The organism is Brevibacterium sp. OS20, assembly GCF_056837565.1.
Window position 1 is genome coordinate 3,430,213 of sequence record NZ_CM166367.1, and the last position, 14,037, is coordinate 3,444,249.

Here is a 14,037-nt window from a genome sequence, read left to right on the forward strand (position 1 = left end):
CTTTCTGGGCTGCGGAACCACAGCCCTCAGGAAACGCAACGGCCCGCACGACAACTCGATGAGGAGATCACCATGTCCCGCACTGTCATCGCCGCACTGTTCCAGTCACTCGACGGGATCGCATCCGATCCGTTCAACTTCCAATTCGATTCCTTCGACCAGGAGATGGGCGAGTGGATGACCACGGCCATCGGCGGCGTCGACGACTGCCTCCTCGGCCGTGTCACCTATCAGGAGTGGGAGGGCTACTGGCCGAACCACACAAAAGGCGAGGACGCACCGTTCGCCGACTTCATCAACTCGACTCCCAAGCACATCGCCTCGACAACGCTGTCGCAGGCCGATCTCAGCTGGGAGAACTCGACTCTCATCCAGGGCGAGCTCGTCGACTTCGTCCGCGAGCTCAAAGCCGGCGACGGCGGCAAGATCGCTGTCGAGGGATCGATGTCGATCGTCCGTCAGCTCGTCGAAGCGAACCTCGTCGACGAGCTGACGGTGGCCATCCACCCGGTCGTCGCCGGCAGCGGACGGTCCCTCTTCGAGGGTGGAACGACGACTCGCTTGGAGCTCAAGGACGTGCAGCGGACCAGCAAGGGCAACCTGCTGGCCACCTACGGGCCGTTCCCCGGCTGATCCAGCGGGTGGATCCACCTCGAGATCGTCCGCTTATTCGAGGTGGATCCGCCCGCAGGAGACATCGAAGATTCGAAAAGACAGCTCAGACATCGCCGGACGCACCCGCCTCGGCAGCCAGCCGACGTTCCCGGTAGGCGAAGGTCGCCCAGCCGAGCGCCACGGCCCAGAGCGGGAAGAGCAGCGTCGGCCCGATCGTCACCCACCAGCTGTCGGCGAAGATTTCGGGGGTCCCCGAGAAGATTGTGCGCACCAGGCCGACTCCGCCGGTGAAGATCGCCAGCGACACGATCGTCGCGGGAATCGTCGCCAGAGTGATCGGCACTCGCTTTCCGCCCAGAGGACCAAGCCATGTTGGCAGCCGCTCTCCCCATCTCTGGATGAGACCGAGGGTGAGCAGGATTCCACCGATGGCGGCCAAGGCGAGCGCGAGTCCCGAATGCCAGAGTCCGACACGCTGGCCTTCGTCGTAGAGACCTTCACTCAGGCCGAAGGGAATTCCCACGGCCCAGAGGACCCGCGTCAGGGCATAGAAGCCCGGCACGATGACCGCCACGACGACGGCGATCTTCGCGCTTGCGGTGACCGACGTCGATCTCCCCACGCGTCCGGTACCGTCAACGTTTGCACGCCTGTGACCGGCGGCGGAATCCTCAACATGAACGGTCTCGGTCGAATGACGATGACTGTCCTCGTGAATCCGACGACTGGTCTTCTCCGCACCGGCCCACACGATGATCCACAACAGCGGACCAAGCAGCATGACTCCCTGCCAGATCACCGGAGCCGGGATTGGTGGGAACTGCAGGCTGAGCGCATAGCCGAGGTAGGCCAGCAGCAAGGTGTCGGTGAGCATGACCGTGACCACGGCGGCGAAGGCCAGAACGACAACCCCGAGAACGCGTGCCCCGCCTCTGTCGAAAAGCCGCTGCCGCAGGCGGGTCGCGGTGAGCAGGGCCGCCGAGCCGACAAAGCTGAGCAGGGAGACGGAGCCGATGATGAGACCCGCGAACGGTCCCGGGAGTGCGGCGATCATCGACGTGAACGTCCACTCCTCGGATCCGGCCAGGGGTGAGGCGACGATCCCCAACCCCCAGAGGACCGACATGACGAGAAGGAAGAGCGACCACGCCGAGGCGGCGGCCAGTCCTGCGCGAACGGTGAGATCGGATTGTGGTGACGGATGGTTGACTATGTGAGTGAGCTGTTTCTGTGTCATGACTCCAGGCTCGTCCCCGAAGGCCCGCCGGGGGCTCCCCCACAAGGGTGAATCCGGTTCCCGAGAGGGTGAATGCACACTGGGCGGGTGAACGGCCCTCCCGCCTGCTCACTTTGGGGTCAGGTCTCGACGAACCCCGATTCGAAAGCCTTGATCACCGCTTGTGTCCTGTCACGGGCACCGAGCTTCGACAGCAGCGAACTGACATAGGTCTTCACCGTCTCCGCCCCGAGGAACATCTCCCCGGCGATCTCGGCGTTGCTCATTCCTCTCGACATGAGGGTGAGGACTTCCTGTTCCCGCCTGCTCAGCCCAGCAGAACTCACCACATCGACAGCTCGGTGAGACCGTGCTGCCATGTCCCGGATCTTCTGCGGATAGAGCAGCGCATCTCCCCCGGCCACGATATGCACCGCCCGGACGAGTTCGGACGGCTGAGCGCGTTTGAGGACGAAGCCGTCAGCGCCCACGCGCAGAGCTTCGAAGACGTAGTCATCGCTGTCGAAGGTCGTGAGGATGAGCACCCGAGGCGGCTCCTGCCTGCTCATAAGCAGCCGCGTTGCCTCCAATCCGTCGAGGTGGGGCATGTGCACATCCATCACCACGACATCAGGATCCAGCCGAGTCACCAGATCGAGTGCTTCCGTCCCGTCATCGCCCTCCCCGACGACCTCGAGTCCCGGGTCGGAGTCGATGATCGCGGCCAGACCCGCACGCACGAGAGGCTCGTCATCGATGAGGATCACCGAAATGGTCATGGCATCTGTCCCTCCGAATACGGCAGTCTCACCTGCAGAATCCATTGTCCGTTCTCGATTCCCCAGTCGGCGCTCCCACCGAACAGAGCAGCCCTCTCACCGATGCCGACGAGTCCGCGTGACTGCCTCGCCGAGGCGGCCGCCCCCTTCGCACCGGCAATCCCCTTCGCATCGCCCGCCGCTTTCGCGTCAGCCGCCGCCTTCCCCTCGGCCCGTCCCTTCTCCGATGAGCCGAGCACCGGGCCGGTGGCCGCGCCGGCATTGCGCGTGACCACTTGTACGCAGTCGGCGCCGATGTCGACGGCCACATCGAGGCCGGGCGTCGTTGCGTGCCGCAGCGAGTTCGTCACCGCCTCGCGCACGATCCGGTGGAGTTCGTGGACCACGGTCGGCGGCAGTCCGGTGGCATCCCCGCTGACCGTCAGTCGGGTGGGGTGCCCGATCGCACGGGCTTCCTCGGCCAATCGGGTGATATCGAGCATTGTTCGCCGAGGCGGCCCCGCACTTCCGCTGTCACCGTCCCCCGCGAGCTCTCCGCCCTCCACTGCTTCGCTCTCGGCGCCATCGAGGGCATCGGCACCATCGATGGCATCAGCAACGCCAAGGGCGTCGGCGTCGCCTGCGGTGCTTTCATCGCTGACTGCGCCGTCGGCCTCCGCACGCAGCAGGGCGAGGACATGGTCCAACTCGGCCACCGCCTCACGGCTGGTGCGAGCGATCTCGTCGACGGCCGCCTCGGCGAGTATCTGATCCTGGTGCAGGGCACGTTTGGCCACAGCTGCCTGCATCATCGTCACGGTCAGGGCATGACCGATCGAGTCGTGGACTTCGCGGGCGAGGACGGTGCGACGGAACCGACGGACTCGCTCGGCCCCGGCGAGCTCAGCCCGGTCAGCGGCCGAGGGGCCGAGCAGGATCTGTGCGTAGTGAGGCAGGAAGTAGCCTTCGGCGATGATCGTGGCCGTGAGGAGAAGCAGGATCACGGGTGCGAGGATCTGCACGAGCCCGGCGGACAGGACGACGACGGACTCGGCACCGGTGCCGGCCGACGGATCGGCATTTCCGGCCGGCGATCCAGCAGTCGCCCCGGCTGGGGAGCCCGCAATGCCGAGGAGTCCGTTCGACAGTTCCGAGGCCTGCTGTGGGTCCGCAACCATCAGGAGCACGGAAGGAAGGACCACGACGACCGTGATCAGGAGCAGGGCACCGGCGAAGGCGTGGCCGAAGTAGAACAGGGCACCGCGGAGGCGATCGGACCAGGTCGGCCGCCTCGGCGGGATGGGGATGGACAGTTCGAGGAGCTGCTCGGCCAGGGTCCGTTCGAGTGCGCGGATGACGGCAAGGAACGCGGGTATGCACAACAGCACGAAGACGACGGCGCTGAAGGCGAGCATGCTGAACGCCAGAGACCGGTCGCTGACCTCGTTCCACGCGGAGACGGCCCAGATGATGACCGCAATATAGGGCACGGCGATGACCCCGCCGATCAGAAGGACCAGCAGTCTGCGCCACAGCTTCGCCGCCCAAGCTCCCATTGCCACCAGACTACAGCGGCGGGCCGACATGAGACGGCGGCCGGAAAGTTTCGCCCGTCGGCCATCCGAATCGGCATCTGCTCCGAATCACCGATACCAGCTATCTTTGGGAAAGGATCGTCATGAATATCTCGATGTCGTCACAGTCGCCCGCCGCTGCACGCGGTGCGCGTTCGCAGGTGCAGATGGTCTCCGGGCTCTTCGGCGCAGTGTTCCTGCTCGTGGGGATCCTCGGCTTCGTCCCGGGCATCACCGCGAATCTCGGCTCGATCAGCTTCGCCGGACACCACACCGACGCTGCACTGCTCGGCCTCTTCCAGGTCACGGTGCTCCACAACATCGTCCACCTGCTCTTCGGAGTCGTCGGGATGCTCGGACTCCGCTCACGTGCGCTGGCGAAGAACTACCTCGTCGTCGGCGGAATCATCTATGCGGTGCTGTGGATCTACGGAATGGTGATTCCGATGGAGTCGATGGGCAACTTCGTCGGGCTCAACACCGCCGACAACTGGCTGCACTTTGTCCTCGCCGCGGCCATGATCACCACCGGCTTCGTATTCGGGCGGAAGCCTCGGGGCTGATTGGTCGGCACCGATGTCAGCGATTTCGTCAGAGCCGAGCCCGGGCGCCTCGCGCTCCCGGGCTCGGCTCCGGCGTCAGCGAACAGCAGGAACCGGGTGGCCTGTCAGAGCCCGACGGAGGCCTTGACGATCCACCCGAGCACCACGGCCAACAGCGCGGCGGCCGGGATCGTCAGGAGCCAGACGGCGAACATCGGCACGAAGTACCGGGCTCTGGCGTGGCCCTTGCGCCCGGCGTATTGGGTGCCGAGGATCGATGAGCCGAGGACGAAGGTCAGCGACACCGGAACCCGCATGATCAGAGCTGCGGTGTACATGAGGATCGTGGCCGCGCCATCGGCGATGGAGGATTTGAGGGGATCGAGGCGGACCATGCGCACGGAAAGTGTCTGGACCACTCGCCACCCGCTCAATCCGGTGCCCAGAGCCAGAGCCGCGGCGATGAGGAGGCGCACCGGCCAAGAGATGTCGACCACGGAGAGGACATCGTGCTGCTGCGTGTCGACGGCGAGAATGGCGACCATGACGAGGGCCGCGATCTTCTGCGCGTCCTGGACCCCGTGGACAAGCGACAGGGCCGCCGTGAGCACGGAGTCGACCATGCGCGCACCCCGGAAAAGCGGCTTGGGCGGAGTGGAGGCGAGCGACTTCGACAGGATGAGCGTGAGCACCCACGCGAGAATGAACCCGAGGATCGGTGAGAGCACCAGCGGCCACACCACTGAGTCCATCGCTTCACCGGTGTTGACGGAGAAGCCGAACACGATTCCCGCGCCGAGCAGACCGCCGATGAGACAGTGGGTCGACGACACAGGCAGCGCGAGATAGTAGGTGAACAGGCTCCACGTCGTCGCTGCGACGAAGGCGATCAGCAAGGTGGTCAGGATGAGGTCTGTCGAACCGGAGAAGAGCACGATCTGGTTGGCCACGACGATGGCGATTCCCTCACCGAGGAGCGCACCGATGAAGTTGAAGATGACGGCCAGGCTGAGCGCCCAGCCGGGTCGCATCGCTCGCCCGACGACCGCGTTGCCGACGGTCAGTGCGGCATCGTGGAATCCGTTCGAGCCGGCGAAGATCACCGCGGCGATGACGACTGCCGCCAAGAGCAGCTCCACGGACTACGACTCCTTGATCGCGATGGCTGCGACGACCTTGCCGAGTTCGGTGAACCCGTGGGCGGCCCGGACGAAGGCCTGCCCGAGTTGGGACACGGCCGCCATATACGTCAGTCCCCGTTTGGAGTTCGGCACCGCGTCCGACATCCGCCACTGCAGGCTCTCGACTTGGTAGGTCAGTCGGTTGATCGCGTCGACGTAGTCCCACTGGTCGAGCTTGCCCGGCAGTCGGGTGATCATCCGCGAGGTGTGGTCCGTCTGATTCGACAGCACGGCCAGGGTCTCGGGGACGCCGGAGGGCAGCGGGTCGAAGGCTCCGGAGGCGAGTACGTAGCCGACTCCGTGCAGCCGGTGGCAGATATCGCGCATGTGGTGGCTGAGCAGGTAGAGGTCGTTGCGGTCGAACGGGGTGATGTAGTTCTCGCGCAGTGCGCGGAGCATCGCGCCCATGTCCTCATCGGCCCTGTCCCCGATCTCGCGGAGGCGGTCGGCGACGTCGCGGCGTTCGCTGATTTCGATTCCGGAGAGTTCGGCGAGCACCAGGTTGCACTGCCGCATCTGTGAGACGAGATCGGACAGCCGCTCATAGAACACCTTGTCCTGCGGTACCCGCTTGAGCCGCATGCGCTCCTCCTGCCCGGGGCCCGGACAAGCCGGACGAATATGCATGATGCCTCAATGATATGTGCCGGACGCTGAACCGAGAGCGCCTCTCGGCGGAAGGCCGCTCGGAGCGGCTGAATTTGGAGCCCGGGGCTTCAGCGATCCAGCGTCCGGTGGCCCGAAGGCCACCCCCTACGATACTCGTTCATGCTCATGAATCCACCGCCGAGGCGGCTCTTCGTCCGTTGAGAATCTCACAGTCGATGTCGTGGTCGGGCGGGAATATCCGGTCCCTACGGGGACCACGCTCATTCGGTCGGGCGGGGCCGCCTCGGCGAGGGGATTGCCGGCGAGCTGAGGATCAGTCGAGGCCGCCTCGGCGATGGGCGACCGCGGCGTCGGACAGGTCTTGGGAGAGCTGGCGCAGGCGGACGGCGGTGTCGTGGTCGTCGGCGCCTGCCGCGCAGATGCCGACGAAGGCGGAGGCGCGCAGCAGCGCAATGACGACGTCACCGCGGAAGGCGCCGACGAGGATCTCGTCGATGGCGTGGGCCACTTCGTCGGGTCCGGCGGGCAGTTCGACGCCGGCGAGGATCTCGTCGTAGCCGATGCCCTCGGTGACGCGGCGTTGGCCGTCGGAGAACATCTCGGCGAGTTCGCGAGGTGCGGACTTGATCCATTGGCGCAGGGCGTAGAGGCGCCACAGTGCGCCGGGTGCGGAGACGGCGGGAGCGGCTGACCACATCTCGGCGATGATCTCGAAGCCGATGTCATCGGCGAGTTCGACGAAGCGCCTGGTGGCAGCCTCGTCGCGGTTTCCCTCTGCATCGCCGAGCAGCAGTGCCGCGGTGGCGTGCGAGGTCTCCGAACGGGCGACGGGATCGTCGACGGCACCGACGGAGTCGAGGTCGGCCAGGGGAACGGGACGGTGGAATGCGCGCTGTGACATGGTCAGGGCAGTTTAGTCCCTGTCAGGGTGCGCGGACTAGGACGTGGAGCACATTCGGGCTTTCGCCGCACGGTCAGGTTCTGCTCCCGGGACTCACAACGGACGCTATTAAACTTGGGTCTGATTCGTGACTGCGACCGGCAGTCGCGAGTGACCGAAACGAGGAGGAACTCTCGTGGCAAAATCATCAGTGGCGAAGAAGGGTCTCGACAAGGCTGCGAAGTTGGCAGTCAATGACGATGGGACCCTCAATCCCCGCGCCCAGTCGATGTTGTCGCGTCTGCTGTCCGTGCAGCGGCCCGTCGCCCTGGCTTATGTGCGCAGTCTGCGCCGCCGGCATCCGGACGCGACCCCCGAAGAGCTCATCACGATCATTCGCCGGCACTATCTGACCCTGACGACCTCGGGCGGAGCCGCGGTCGGTGCGACCGCCGCCGTTCCGGGGTTGGGCACGACGGCCGCGCTGGGTGTCGCCAGCGTCGAGACCGCTGGCTTCCTGGAAGGCACTGCACTGTTTGCGCAGGCCATCGCAGAGATCCACGGACTGCCGGTGGCCGATGCCAAGCGGGCGAACGCCCTGGTGCTCGGCCTCATGCTGGGCAAGGACGGGAAGAACCTCATCCAGAAGTTCGGCAAGCAGAACGGCGGCGTGGAGTCGATGTTCGGCAGCTGGGGCGCCACCGTGACCAAGCAGCTTCCGGCCCCGCTGGTCGATCTGCTCGTGCGCAAGCTGCGCAAGACCTTCATCCGCAAGTTCGCCGCCCGTGCTGGCGGATCGCTGGTCGGTCGGCTGCTGCCCTTCGGCGTCGGCGCTGTCATCGGTGCCGTGGTGAATGCGCAGATGGCGCGGAAGGTCGCTGGGGAATCGAAGGAGGCCTTCGGTGCTGCGCCGACGGTCTTCCCCATCGAGACCGACCCCGAGTACGTTGCGCCGAAGAAGGATCGGAAGCTGCTCGCGGGCCTGAGCAATATCCGTGCCCTGCTCGGGAAGGTCAAGAAGAACAAGGCCATCGAGTCCGACGTCATCGAGCCCACGGATCCCGAAGAACTCGAGGCCCCTGACGGTCTGCCTCGTACGTACACCGCTGAGGATCGGCGCGGACTGGAGAAGTGAGCCGCGGAGCTTCGTCGGGAGGAAGTCGACGGACTCCCTCCCGACGGCGGTTCCTGGTTTGAGTAATTCGGGCGCGAACCTCTACTATTGGTTCGTCTCCATCATGCGTCAACAGGCCTGTGTACTGCGCTTGTGATGGGGCGGGGCCTCTAGCTCAGTTGGTAGAGCAGCGGACTTTTAATCCGCGGGTCGTGGGTTCGATCCCCACGGGGCCCACCTAGCCTGACCAGGCATGATACATGGCACCCCCGAAGCTGCGAGCTTCGGGGGTGCATCATTTTCAGCAGATTTTCAGCAGACGATTCAGTTCTCCCACCGACCGCGGACGGTCGAGAAGGGTTGTACCGGAACTGGCACAGGATGTTGCCTGACGAACACCCCCTGCGGGCCGGCAACCGCATAGAGTCGGAGTCATCGACCGGTCAGCAGCGAGAAGGATACGCACAATGAGTTCGAACTACCGCGCCCAAGCTGGGCTTGCCGTCAACGGCCCTGGTCCTTGGCGCAACCGCAGTCCGCTGACCCCGGCGCCATTGGTTCGGCGCTGGTGGGCGAGGGTCCTCGACGCGATCTTCGTCCTCTTCTGCACCGGTACGGTCGTCGGTGTCGCCATTGCCCTCGCCGGGATCAAAATCATCTCGCTCGATGCTGCTACTGGAGTTGCTCTCGCCAGCTATCCGTTGATGGCACTGGTGTTCGGAGCCCTCTACGGCTGCACCGTCTCCCCCGGCCAGGCGCTGTGCGGAGTCGTCACGCTCAAGCACAGCGGCAGACGCGTCGGATTCTGGAGGGGCACGACGCGCTATCTGGCGATCGCGTTCTTCCCGATCACGGTCGTTCTCCTCATCTGGACGATCTTCGACGCACCGACGCTGGACCTGGATCCGATCGACGTCTATTACCGCAGGGCTCCACAGGTCTGGTAGATCCGGCTCTCGGGTACGGATCACCGTCGTCGCGCGATGATGAGTCCGCGGAACGCTCCCTGGTTGGCTGCGACCTCGGCATTGGGCATTGACGTCGCAGCACCTGACCTGCGTGTTGCGATGAGCGCGTCGTCTTCACCGAGGAGGGTGTCGGTGAAGTACCTGTCGACCGCCTGCCACTCGTCGGCTGCCGGGTAGCGGTTAGCCGGTGCGGAGGATTCGCTTTCGCTCATGCCTTCATTCTTGCGCATCGGTCGGCAGTGCTCCCCGCGAGTGCTGACTCGGTCCGCACCTCACCCCGAGGCCAGAGTCTGTGTCCCGACGACGCCGAGCAGCTCCAAACGACCCGCTGTCTCGGTGCCTTCGAGAGGCAAGAAGACAAGCAGCGAGATGTCATCGTCGGGAGTGAGAAGCACCTCGCACCGGAAATCGAGTCGACCGACGTCCTTGTGGGCGATCGCTTTGATGTCGGAATGGCGAACCGCGACGTCGTGCCGCTCCCACAGTCCGGCGAACTCCTCGCTGATGTCGATGAGGTCGGCGATGAACTCCCGCACGCGCCGGTCACCCGACCGCTTGGCGTATGTCGCCCGCAGATCGCTCACATGTGTCGCCGAGATCCTGTCCCAGTCCTCTTCGGGCATCGGCCGTGACTCCGGGTCCTCGAACCACTTCCAGATCAGATTCCTCTCACGTCCCGGCTCCTCCGGCAGATCGCCGAACAGAGCACGCCCCGTCGGGTTCCGCCAGACGACCTCGCCGAGGTCGGTGACAATGACGGCCGGCACATCGACGAGCCGATTCGCCACGGCGATGAGCCCGGGCCGAATATGCCCGTCCGAACTGCGCGGCGGGACCGGGTGTCCTGCGAGATGCAGCAGGTGATCGCGCTGGTCCCGGTCGCACTGCAGCGCACGGGCGACGGCGCTGACGACTCCGGCCGACGGCGTCGCTCCTCTGCCCTGTTCGAGGCGGGAGTAGTAGTCGACGGAGACGCCCGCGAGCATCGCCACTTCCTCACGTCTGAGTCCCGGCGTGCGCCGGCGAACCGTGGTGCCCACACCGACGTCTTCGGGTCGCAGGCTCTCGCGGCGACGGCGGAGGAAATCGGCGAGGCCCGAACGATCAGTCATCGCCCCATTATCTGCCTGCTGCCCGACAGTAGCCAGGGACAACTTGTCCCTGGACCGACAGTGCATTCTCACCGGCGCTCAATGCGAGCAGACTCATTGACATGACTATTGAAAACAACTCGCAGACCATCGACCATCGCCGACTGGGCACCGCAGGACCCATCGTCACATCGCCCGGCCTCGGCGCAATGAGTATGTCCGGTGCCTACGGCCCGACCTCTGACGCTGAGGGAATCGCCGCCATCCACACCTACCTCGACGCCGGAGGCACCCTCATCGACACCGGCGATTTCTACGGAGCAGGCCACAACGAGATGCTCATCGGCCGTGCGCTGAGCCAGCGCAGCCGTGACGACGTCATCCTCTCGGTCAAGTTCGGGGCCGTGCTCTCACCTGACGGATCCTTCATCGGCTTCGACTCGCGCCCCGATGCAATCCGAAACTCCTTTGCCTACTCGCTGCGACGTCTCGGCGCAGATCATGTCGACGTCTACCGGCCGGCACGCCTTGACCCGAATATCCCTATCGAAGAGACCGTGGGGGCTATCGCCGAACTCGTCGAGGCCGGGTACGTCCGGTCGATCGGATTGAGCGAGGTCAGTGCGGAGACGATCCGCAGGGCGGCAACGGTCGCTCCGATCAGCGACCTGCAGATCGAGTACTCGCTGCTCACCCGTTCCATCGAGTCCAATGGGATCCTGGCCGCCTGCCGCGAGCTCGGAATCGGCATCACTGCTTACGGGGCGCTGGCGAAGGGACTGTTCGCGGGCAAGACCGGCGGGAATCGAGCGATGTTCCCCCGCTTCCAAGGGGAGAACCTCGAACACAACGAAACGATCATATCGGCATTGGGTTCGGTCGCCTCGGCGAAGGGGATCACGCTGCCCCAGCTGGCGATCGCCTGGGTCGCAGCACAGGGTGAGGACATCGTCCCCGTCGTCGGTTCGCGCACCGTCCAGCAGGTACGAGCGACACTGAGCAGCACCGAGGTGGAGCTGAGTTCAGTTGATCTCGCAGAGATCGACGAGGTCCTCTCCAGAACCGAGGTACGTGGCGATCGCTACCCGAGTGCGCTTATGGCGCAGCTGGACAGCGAACGCTGATCAGCTCAGGCGTGTCACTCGATCGAGCGACCGCCGAAGACCTGCTGCAGCGGGATCGAATTGTCCTGCCACGGAGTGAGGATCCACGCGACGAGGTAAGCGCCGATTCCGAGTACGGGGAGGAGGAACGAGGCGAGGACGATGAGCCGCATGATCCAGACGTTGATGCCGGTTACCTCGGCGAGGCCCCCGGCAATACCGCCGAGGATGCGGTCGGGACCGCGACGGAAACCGATTCTGCGGATGGAGTCGAATAGTGAGTTCATGTCGTCGACTCTACGGATCTGCCGTCACCGCGGCACTAGTGCTGACCGTCGAGGCCGATTGAGGAAAACCGGAATCCGCGCCGATCCAATAACGCCGCTTCGGCGGTCCGTCACTGTTTTCGCGCACGTCTTCGAGGACTCCCCCGCACCGTTCGATCACGCTTGCCGAGGCGATGTTCGTGTCATCGCACGTGACGAGCACGCTCTCGACTCCGGCCGATCGCAGACGTTCGACCGAGCGGGACAGGATCTGCTGGGCGTATCCTCGGCGACGGAATTCCGGGGCGACTGCATATCCGACGTGCCCGCCGAGATCGAACAGGAAGTCGTTGAGTTCGTATCGGATGGAGGTGCGACCCACGGGCCGCCCGTCCACCTCGGCGACGAGGAATTCCGCGCGCACTCGTCCCGGTGGGAGATCGATTCCGCGGGCCTCGCGCTCGTGGGTGGCGATGATGTCGTCCCATGTGCCCTCGGCTTGGAGGAATGCGAAGTCGTCGGCCCGCAGCTGCTCATGGAAGTCCCTCATCACCGTTTCATCGGCGGGATTCAAGGGTCGCAGTTGGAGGATCTGGCTCATCGTGCTCCTTCGAATGCCGGTTCCTCGCGTCGTGCGAAATCCGGGGCGTGTTCGGCAGTGACGCCGACGCCGAGGATGCGCGCCGGGATGCGGGTGAGTGCGGGGAAGGTCCTCAGCAGCCATTCCAACGGCGCCGGCGGGCGGATGGGCCGGTGCCCGTGAACGGCGGGTTCGACCATCCGATGGATGCCCGCCTGCAGGAGTTCGACGGCACGAGTGGTCGGGAGTCGTCTCAGCTGCAGTCGCCGCAGCTCGGCGGTCCCCACCGACCCGGCACGCAGCGGCTCGGCGAGAATCCGGGCGACGGCGATTCCGTCCTGCACCGCGAGGTTGACTCCGACCCCGCCGAGCGGACTCATCGCGTGTGCGGAATCGCCGATGCACAGCAGGCCGTCGACGAACCACTGCTCGGCCTCATTGCGGCGGACGTCGAGAAGCTTCACGTCATCGAAGTCGATCCGGCCGACGTCCGCGGCGAGTTGCGGATAGGTCTCCGCGACGGCATCACGCAACTCATCGATTCCCTCGGCGCGCAATCGCGCGTCCGCGCCTTTCGGGATGAGGCGGGCGATCTGCACGTGCCCGTCGCGCGGAATGGCGACGAAGACCTTTCCGTTCCCACCTCGTGGGGCCACGGAATCGGGCAGCACCGCCTCGGTGTCGATGCGGAACCACCACACATCGATCGTCGACGGCAGTTCCCTCACGGACAACCCTGCCTCGGCGCGCGCCTTCGACCATCTGCCGTCGGCGGCGATGACAAGTGGTGCGCGGAGTTCGAGGGTGGCCGGGGTGGGAACGTCGGTGGCGGGTTCAGCACGTTTCCCGTGGGGAACGTCGGTATCTTCGGACTGTGGGGCCGCCTCGGCGACGGTCGAATTCCGGGCACGGAGACCGACCACACGGTCTCCGTCCCAGATCAACGAGGCGGCCTCGACGCCCATCCGCAGGTCGAAGTTCGAGTCGTTCTCGCCCGCTTTTGCGAGCAGGTTGAGGAAGTCCCACTGGGGCGCGATCGTCATGAACGGATGGGGCAGGTTGAGCCGCGTGAAATCGGCGAGCAGAATGTCCTGGCCGCCTCGCCCGGTCAGGGTCACTCCTTCTACGCGGCGATGAGCAATGCGGGCGAACTCGTGGTAAAGGCCGAGTTCGTCAAGCAGTCGCAGAGTGGACGGGTGGATGGTGTCGCCGCGGAAGTCGCGGAAGAAGTCCTCGTGCTTCTCGAGCACCACGACCTTCACTCCGCCACGGGCGAGCAGCAGGCCGGCCACGATTCCAGCAGGCCCGCCTCCGCCGATGATGCAGTCGAAATGCTCGGTGTCGGTGCGGGCAGTGTGTGGGGTGTCGGTGTCGGTGCGGGCAGTGTGTGGGGTGTCGGTGTCGGTGCGGGCAGTGTGTGGGGTGTCGGTGTCGGTGCGGGCAGTGTGTGGGGTGTCGGTGTCGGCCATGACACTCTCCTCGGCTCGACGGCACCGCGGCTCCGGGAACCGGCGGCACCGTTGACTCTGTGAACGCTGGG

The 14,037-nt window shown here is 65.3% G+C and carries 16 protein-coding genes and 1 tRNA gene; 6 read left to right on the forward strand and 11 right to left on the reverse strand.

All coding sequences use genetic code 11. From position 1 onward, the window contains the following. Positions 1–72 precede the first annotated feature (72 nt). Positions 73–633 (forward strand): dihydrofolate reductase family protein, encoded by a 561-nt coding sequence (locus tag ACVZTU_RS15355; RefSeq protein ID WP_139468085.1) that lies wholly within the window; start codon positions 73–75, stop codon positions 631–633. Between the two features lie 85 nt (positions 634–718). Here ACVZTU_RS15355 and ACVZTU_RS15360 read toward each other — a convergent pair whose 3' ends face one another. The 3 genes from ACVZTU_RS15360 to ACVZTU_RS15370 all read right to left on the reverse strand — a co-directional run bounded on the left by ACVZTU_RS15360 (position 719) and on the right by ACVZTU_RS15370 (position 4,145). Then, entirely contained in the window at positions 719–1,852 is a 1,134-nt protein-coding gene (locus ACVZTU_RS15360; RefSeq protein WP_482400768.1) for a hypothetical protein, read from the reverse strand. Between the two features lie 119 nt (positions 1,853–1,971). Continuing rightward, entirely contained in the window at positions 1,972–2,610 is a 639-nt protein-coding gene (locus ACVZTU_RS15365) for a response regulator transcription factor (protein ID WP_181270783.1), read from the reverse strand. Further along, complete coding sequence (locus ACVZTU_RS15370) at positions 2,607–4,145, reverse strand: sensor histidine kinase (RefSeq protein ID WP_259357368.1); 1,539 nt, start codon at positions 4,143–4,145, stop codon at positions 2,607–2,609. Before ACVZTU_RS15370 ends, ACVZTU_RS15365 begins: the two co-directional genes overlap by 4 nt. A 122-nt stretch (positions 4,146–4,267) precedes the next feature. Here ACVZTU_RS15370 and ACVZTU_RS15375 point away from each other — a divergent pair, with 122 nt between their 5' ends. Continuing rightward, positions 4,268–4,726: a DUF4383 domain-containing protein gene (locus ACVZTU_RS15375; RefSeq protein WP_229663967.1), complete on the forward strand. Its 459-nt coding sequence runs from the start codon at positions 4,268–4,270 to the stop codon at positions 4,724–4,726. A gap of 104 nt (positions 4,727–4,830) precedes the next feature. On the opposite strand, the gene ACVZTU_RS15380 is transcribed toward ACVZTU_RS15375, so the two are convergent. From ACVZTU_RS15380 to ACVZTU_RS15390, 3 genes are all read right to left on the reverse strand, one after another. Beyond that, a complete protein-coding gene (locus tag ACVZTU_RS15380; protein WP_181270785.1) occupies positions 4,831–5,844 on the reverse strand; it encodes an inorganic phosphate transporter in 1,014 nt (337 codons plus the stop codon). Between the two features lie 3 nt (positions 5,845–5,847). After that, positions 5,848–6,468, reverse strand: a complete 621-nt coding sequence (locus tag ACVZTU_RS15385; RefSeq protein WP_101543807.1) for a DUF47 domain-containing protein — start codon at positions 6,466–6,468, stop codon at positions 5,848–5,850. Between the two features lie 340 nt (positions 6,469–6,808). Then, entirely contained in the window at positions 6,809–7,396 is a 588-nt protein-coding gene (locus ACVZTU_RS15390) for a hypothetical protein (protein WP_229663966.1), read from the reverse strand. Between the two features lie 175 nt (positions 7,397–7,571). Here ACVZTU_RS15390 and ACVZTU_RS15395 point away from each other — a divergent pair, with 175 nt between their 5' ends. From ACVZTU_RS15395 to ACVZTU_RS15405, 3 genes are all read left to right on the forward strand, one after another. After that, entirely contained in the window at positions 7,572–8,510 is a 939-nt protein-coding gene (locus ACVZTU_RS15395; protein WP_434591657.1) for a hypothetical protein, read from the forward strand. A gap of 143 nt (positions 8,511–8,653) precedes the next feature. Continuing rightward, positions 8,654–8,726: transfer RNA gene (locus ACVZTU_RS15400), tRNA-Lys, on the forward strand. Between the two features lie 230 nt (positions 8,727–8,956). Further along, positions 8,957–9,436 carry an RDD family protein gene (locus ACVZTU_RS15405; protein ID WP_434591660.1) on the forward strand — a complete coding sequence of 160 codons (480 nt, stop codon included), beginning with the start codon at positions 8,957–8,959 and terminating at the stop codon, positions 9,434–9,436. Positions 9,437–9,456: 20 nt separating this feature from the next. On the opposite strand, the gene ACVZTU_RS15410 is transcribed toward ACVZTU_RS15405, so the two are convergent. Both ACVZTU_RS15410 and ACVZTU_RS15415 read right to left on the reverse strand, forming a co-directional pair. Further along, a complete protein-coding gene (locus ACVZTU_RS15410) occupies positions 9,457–9,669 on the reverse strand; it encodes a hypothetical protein (protein WP_039209588.1) in 213 nt (70 codons plus the stop codon). A gap of 60 nt (positions 9,670–9,729) precedes the next feature. Then, positions 9,730–10,569 (reverse strand): helix-turn-helix transcriptional regulator, encoded by an 840-nt coding sequence (locus ACVZTU_RS15415; protein WP_482400769.1) that lies wholly within the window; start codon positions 10,567–10,569, stop codon positions 9,730–9,732. A 101-nt stretch (positions 10,570–10,670) separates the two neighbouring features. Here ACVZTU_RS15415 and ACVZTU_RS15420 point away from each other — a divergent pair, with 101 nt between their 5' ends. Beyond that, positions 10,671–11,672 carry an aldo/keto reductase gene (locus ACVZTU_RS15420; RefSeq protein WP_434591666.1) on the forward strand — a complete coding sequence of 334 codons (1,002 nt, stop codon included), beginning with the start codon at positions 10,671–10,673 and terminating at the stop codon, positions 11,670–11,672. A 14-nt stretch (positions 11,673–11,686) separates the two neighbouring features. On the opposite strand, the gene ACVZTU_RS15425 is transcribed toward ACVZTU_RS15420, so the two are convergent. From ACVZTU_RS15425 to ACVZTU_RS15435, 3 genes are read right to left on the reverse strand one after another with little or no spacing between them, the layout of a single operon-like run. Beyond that, complete coding sequence (locus ACVZTU_RS15425; protein WP_139468021.1) at positions 11,687–11,938, reverse strand: PspC domain-containing protein; 252 nt, start codon at positions 11,936–11,938, stop codon at positions 11,687–11,689. Positions 11,939–11,948: 10 nt separating this feature from the next. Next, entirely contained in the window at positions 11,949–12,518 is a 570-nt protein-coding gene (locus tag ACVZTU_RS15430) for a GNAT family N-acetyltransferase (RefSeq protein WP_482400770.1), read from the reverse strand. Next, positions 12,515–13,966, reverse strand: a complete 1,452-nt coding sequence (locus ACVZTU_RS15435) for an FAD-dependent oxidoreductase (protein WP_482400771.1) — start codon at positions 13,964–13,966, stop codon at positions 12,515–12,517. The genes ACVZTU_RS15430 and ACVZTU_RS15435 overlap by 4 nt, the downstream gene beginning before the upstream one ends. Positions 13,967–14,037: the final 71 nt, after the last annotated feature.

Excerpts from the sequence above, each read along its gene's own strand:
- ACVZTU_RS15405 (WP_434591660.1), top strand. The coding sequence starts at position 8,957 with ATGAGTTCGAACTACCGCGCCCAAGCTGGGCTTGCCGTCAACGGCCCT.
- ACVZTU_RS15430 (WP_482400770.1), bottom strand. The coding sequence starts at position 12,518 with ATGAGCCAGATCCTCCAACTGCGACCCTTGAATCCCGCCGATGAAACG.
- ACVZTU_RS15370 (WP_259357368.1), bottom strand. The coding sequence starts at position 4,145 with ATGGGAGCTTGGGCGGCGAAGCTGTGGCGCAGACTGCTGGTCCTTCTG.
- ACVZTU_RS15385 (WP_101543807.1), bottom strand. The coding sequence starts at position 6,468 with ATGCGGCTCAAGCGGGTACCGCAGGACAAGGTGTTCTATGAGCGGCTG.
- ACVZTU_RS15435 (WP_482400771.1), bottom strand. The coding sequence starts at position 13,966 with ATGGCCGACACCGACACCCCACACACTGCCCGCACCGACACCGACACC.
- ACVZTU_RS15420 (WP_434591666.1), top strand. The coding sequence starts at position 10,671 with ATGACTATTGAAAACAACTCGCAGACCATCGACCATCGCCGACTGGGC.
- ACVZTU_RS15425 (WP_139468021.1), bottom strand. The coding sequence starts at position 11,938 with ATGAACTCACTATTCGACTCCATCCGCAGAATCGGTTTCCGTCGCGGT.
- ACVZTU_RS15360 (WP_482400768.1), bottom strand. The coding sequence starts at position 1,852 with ATGACACAGAAACAGCTCACTCACATAGTCAACCATCCGTCACCACAA.
- ACVZTU_RS15365 (WP_181270783.1), bottom strand. The coding sequence starts at position 2,610 with ATGACCATTTCGGTGATCCTCATCGATGACGAGCCTCTCGTGCGTGCG.
- ACVZTU_RS15415 (WP_482400769.1), bottom strand. The coding sequence starts at position 10,569 with ATGACTGATCGTTCGGGCCTCGCCGATTTCCTCCGCCGTCGCCGCGAG.
- ACVZTU_RS15375 (WP_229663967.1), top strand. The coding sequence starts at position 4,268 with ATGAATATCTCGATGTCGTCACAGTCGCCCGCCGCTGCACGCGGTGCG.
- ACVZTU_RS15410 (WP_039209588.1), bottom strand. The coding sequence starts at position 9,669 with ATGAGCGAAAGCGAATCCTCCGCACCGGCTAACCGCTACCCGGCAGCC.
- ACVZTU_RS15390 (WP_229663966.1), bottom strand. The coding sequence starts at position 7,396 with ATGTCACAGCGCGCATTCCACCGTCCCGTTCCCCTGGCCGACCTCGAC.
- ACVZTU_RS15355 (WP_139468085.1), top strand. The coding sequence starts at position 73 with ATGTCCCGCACTGTCATCGCCGCACTGTTCCAGTCACTCGACGGGATC.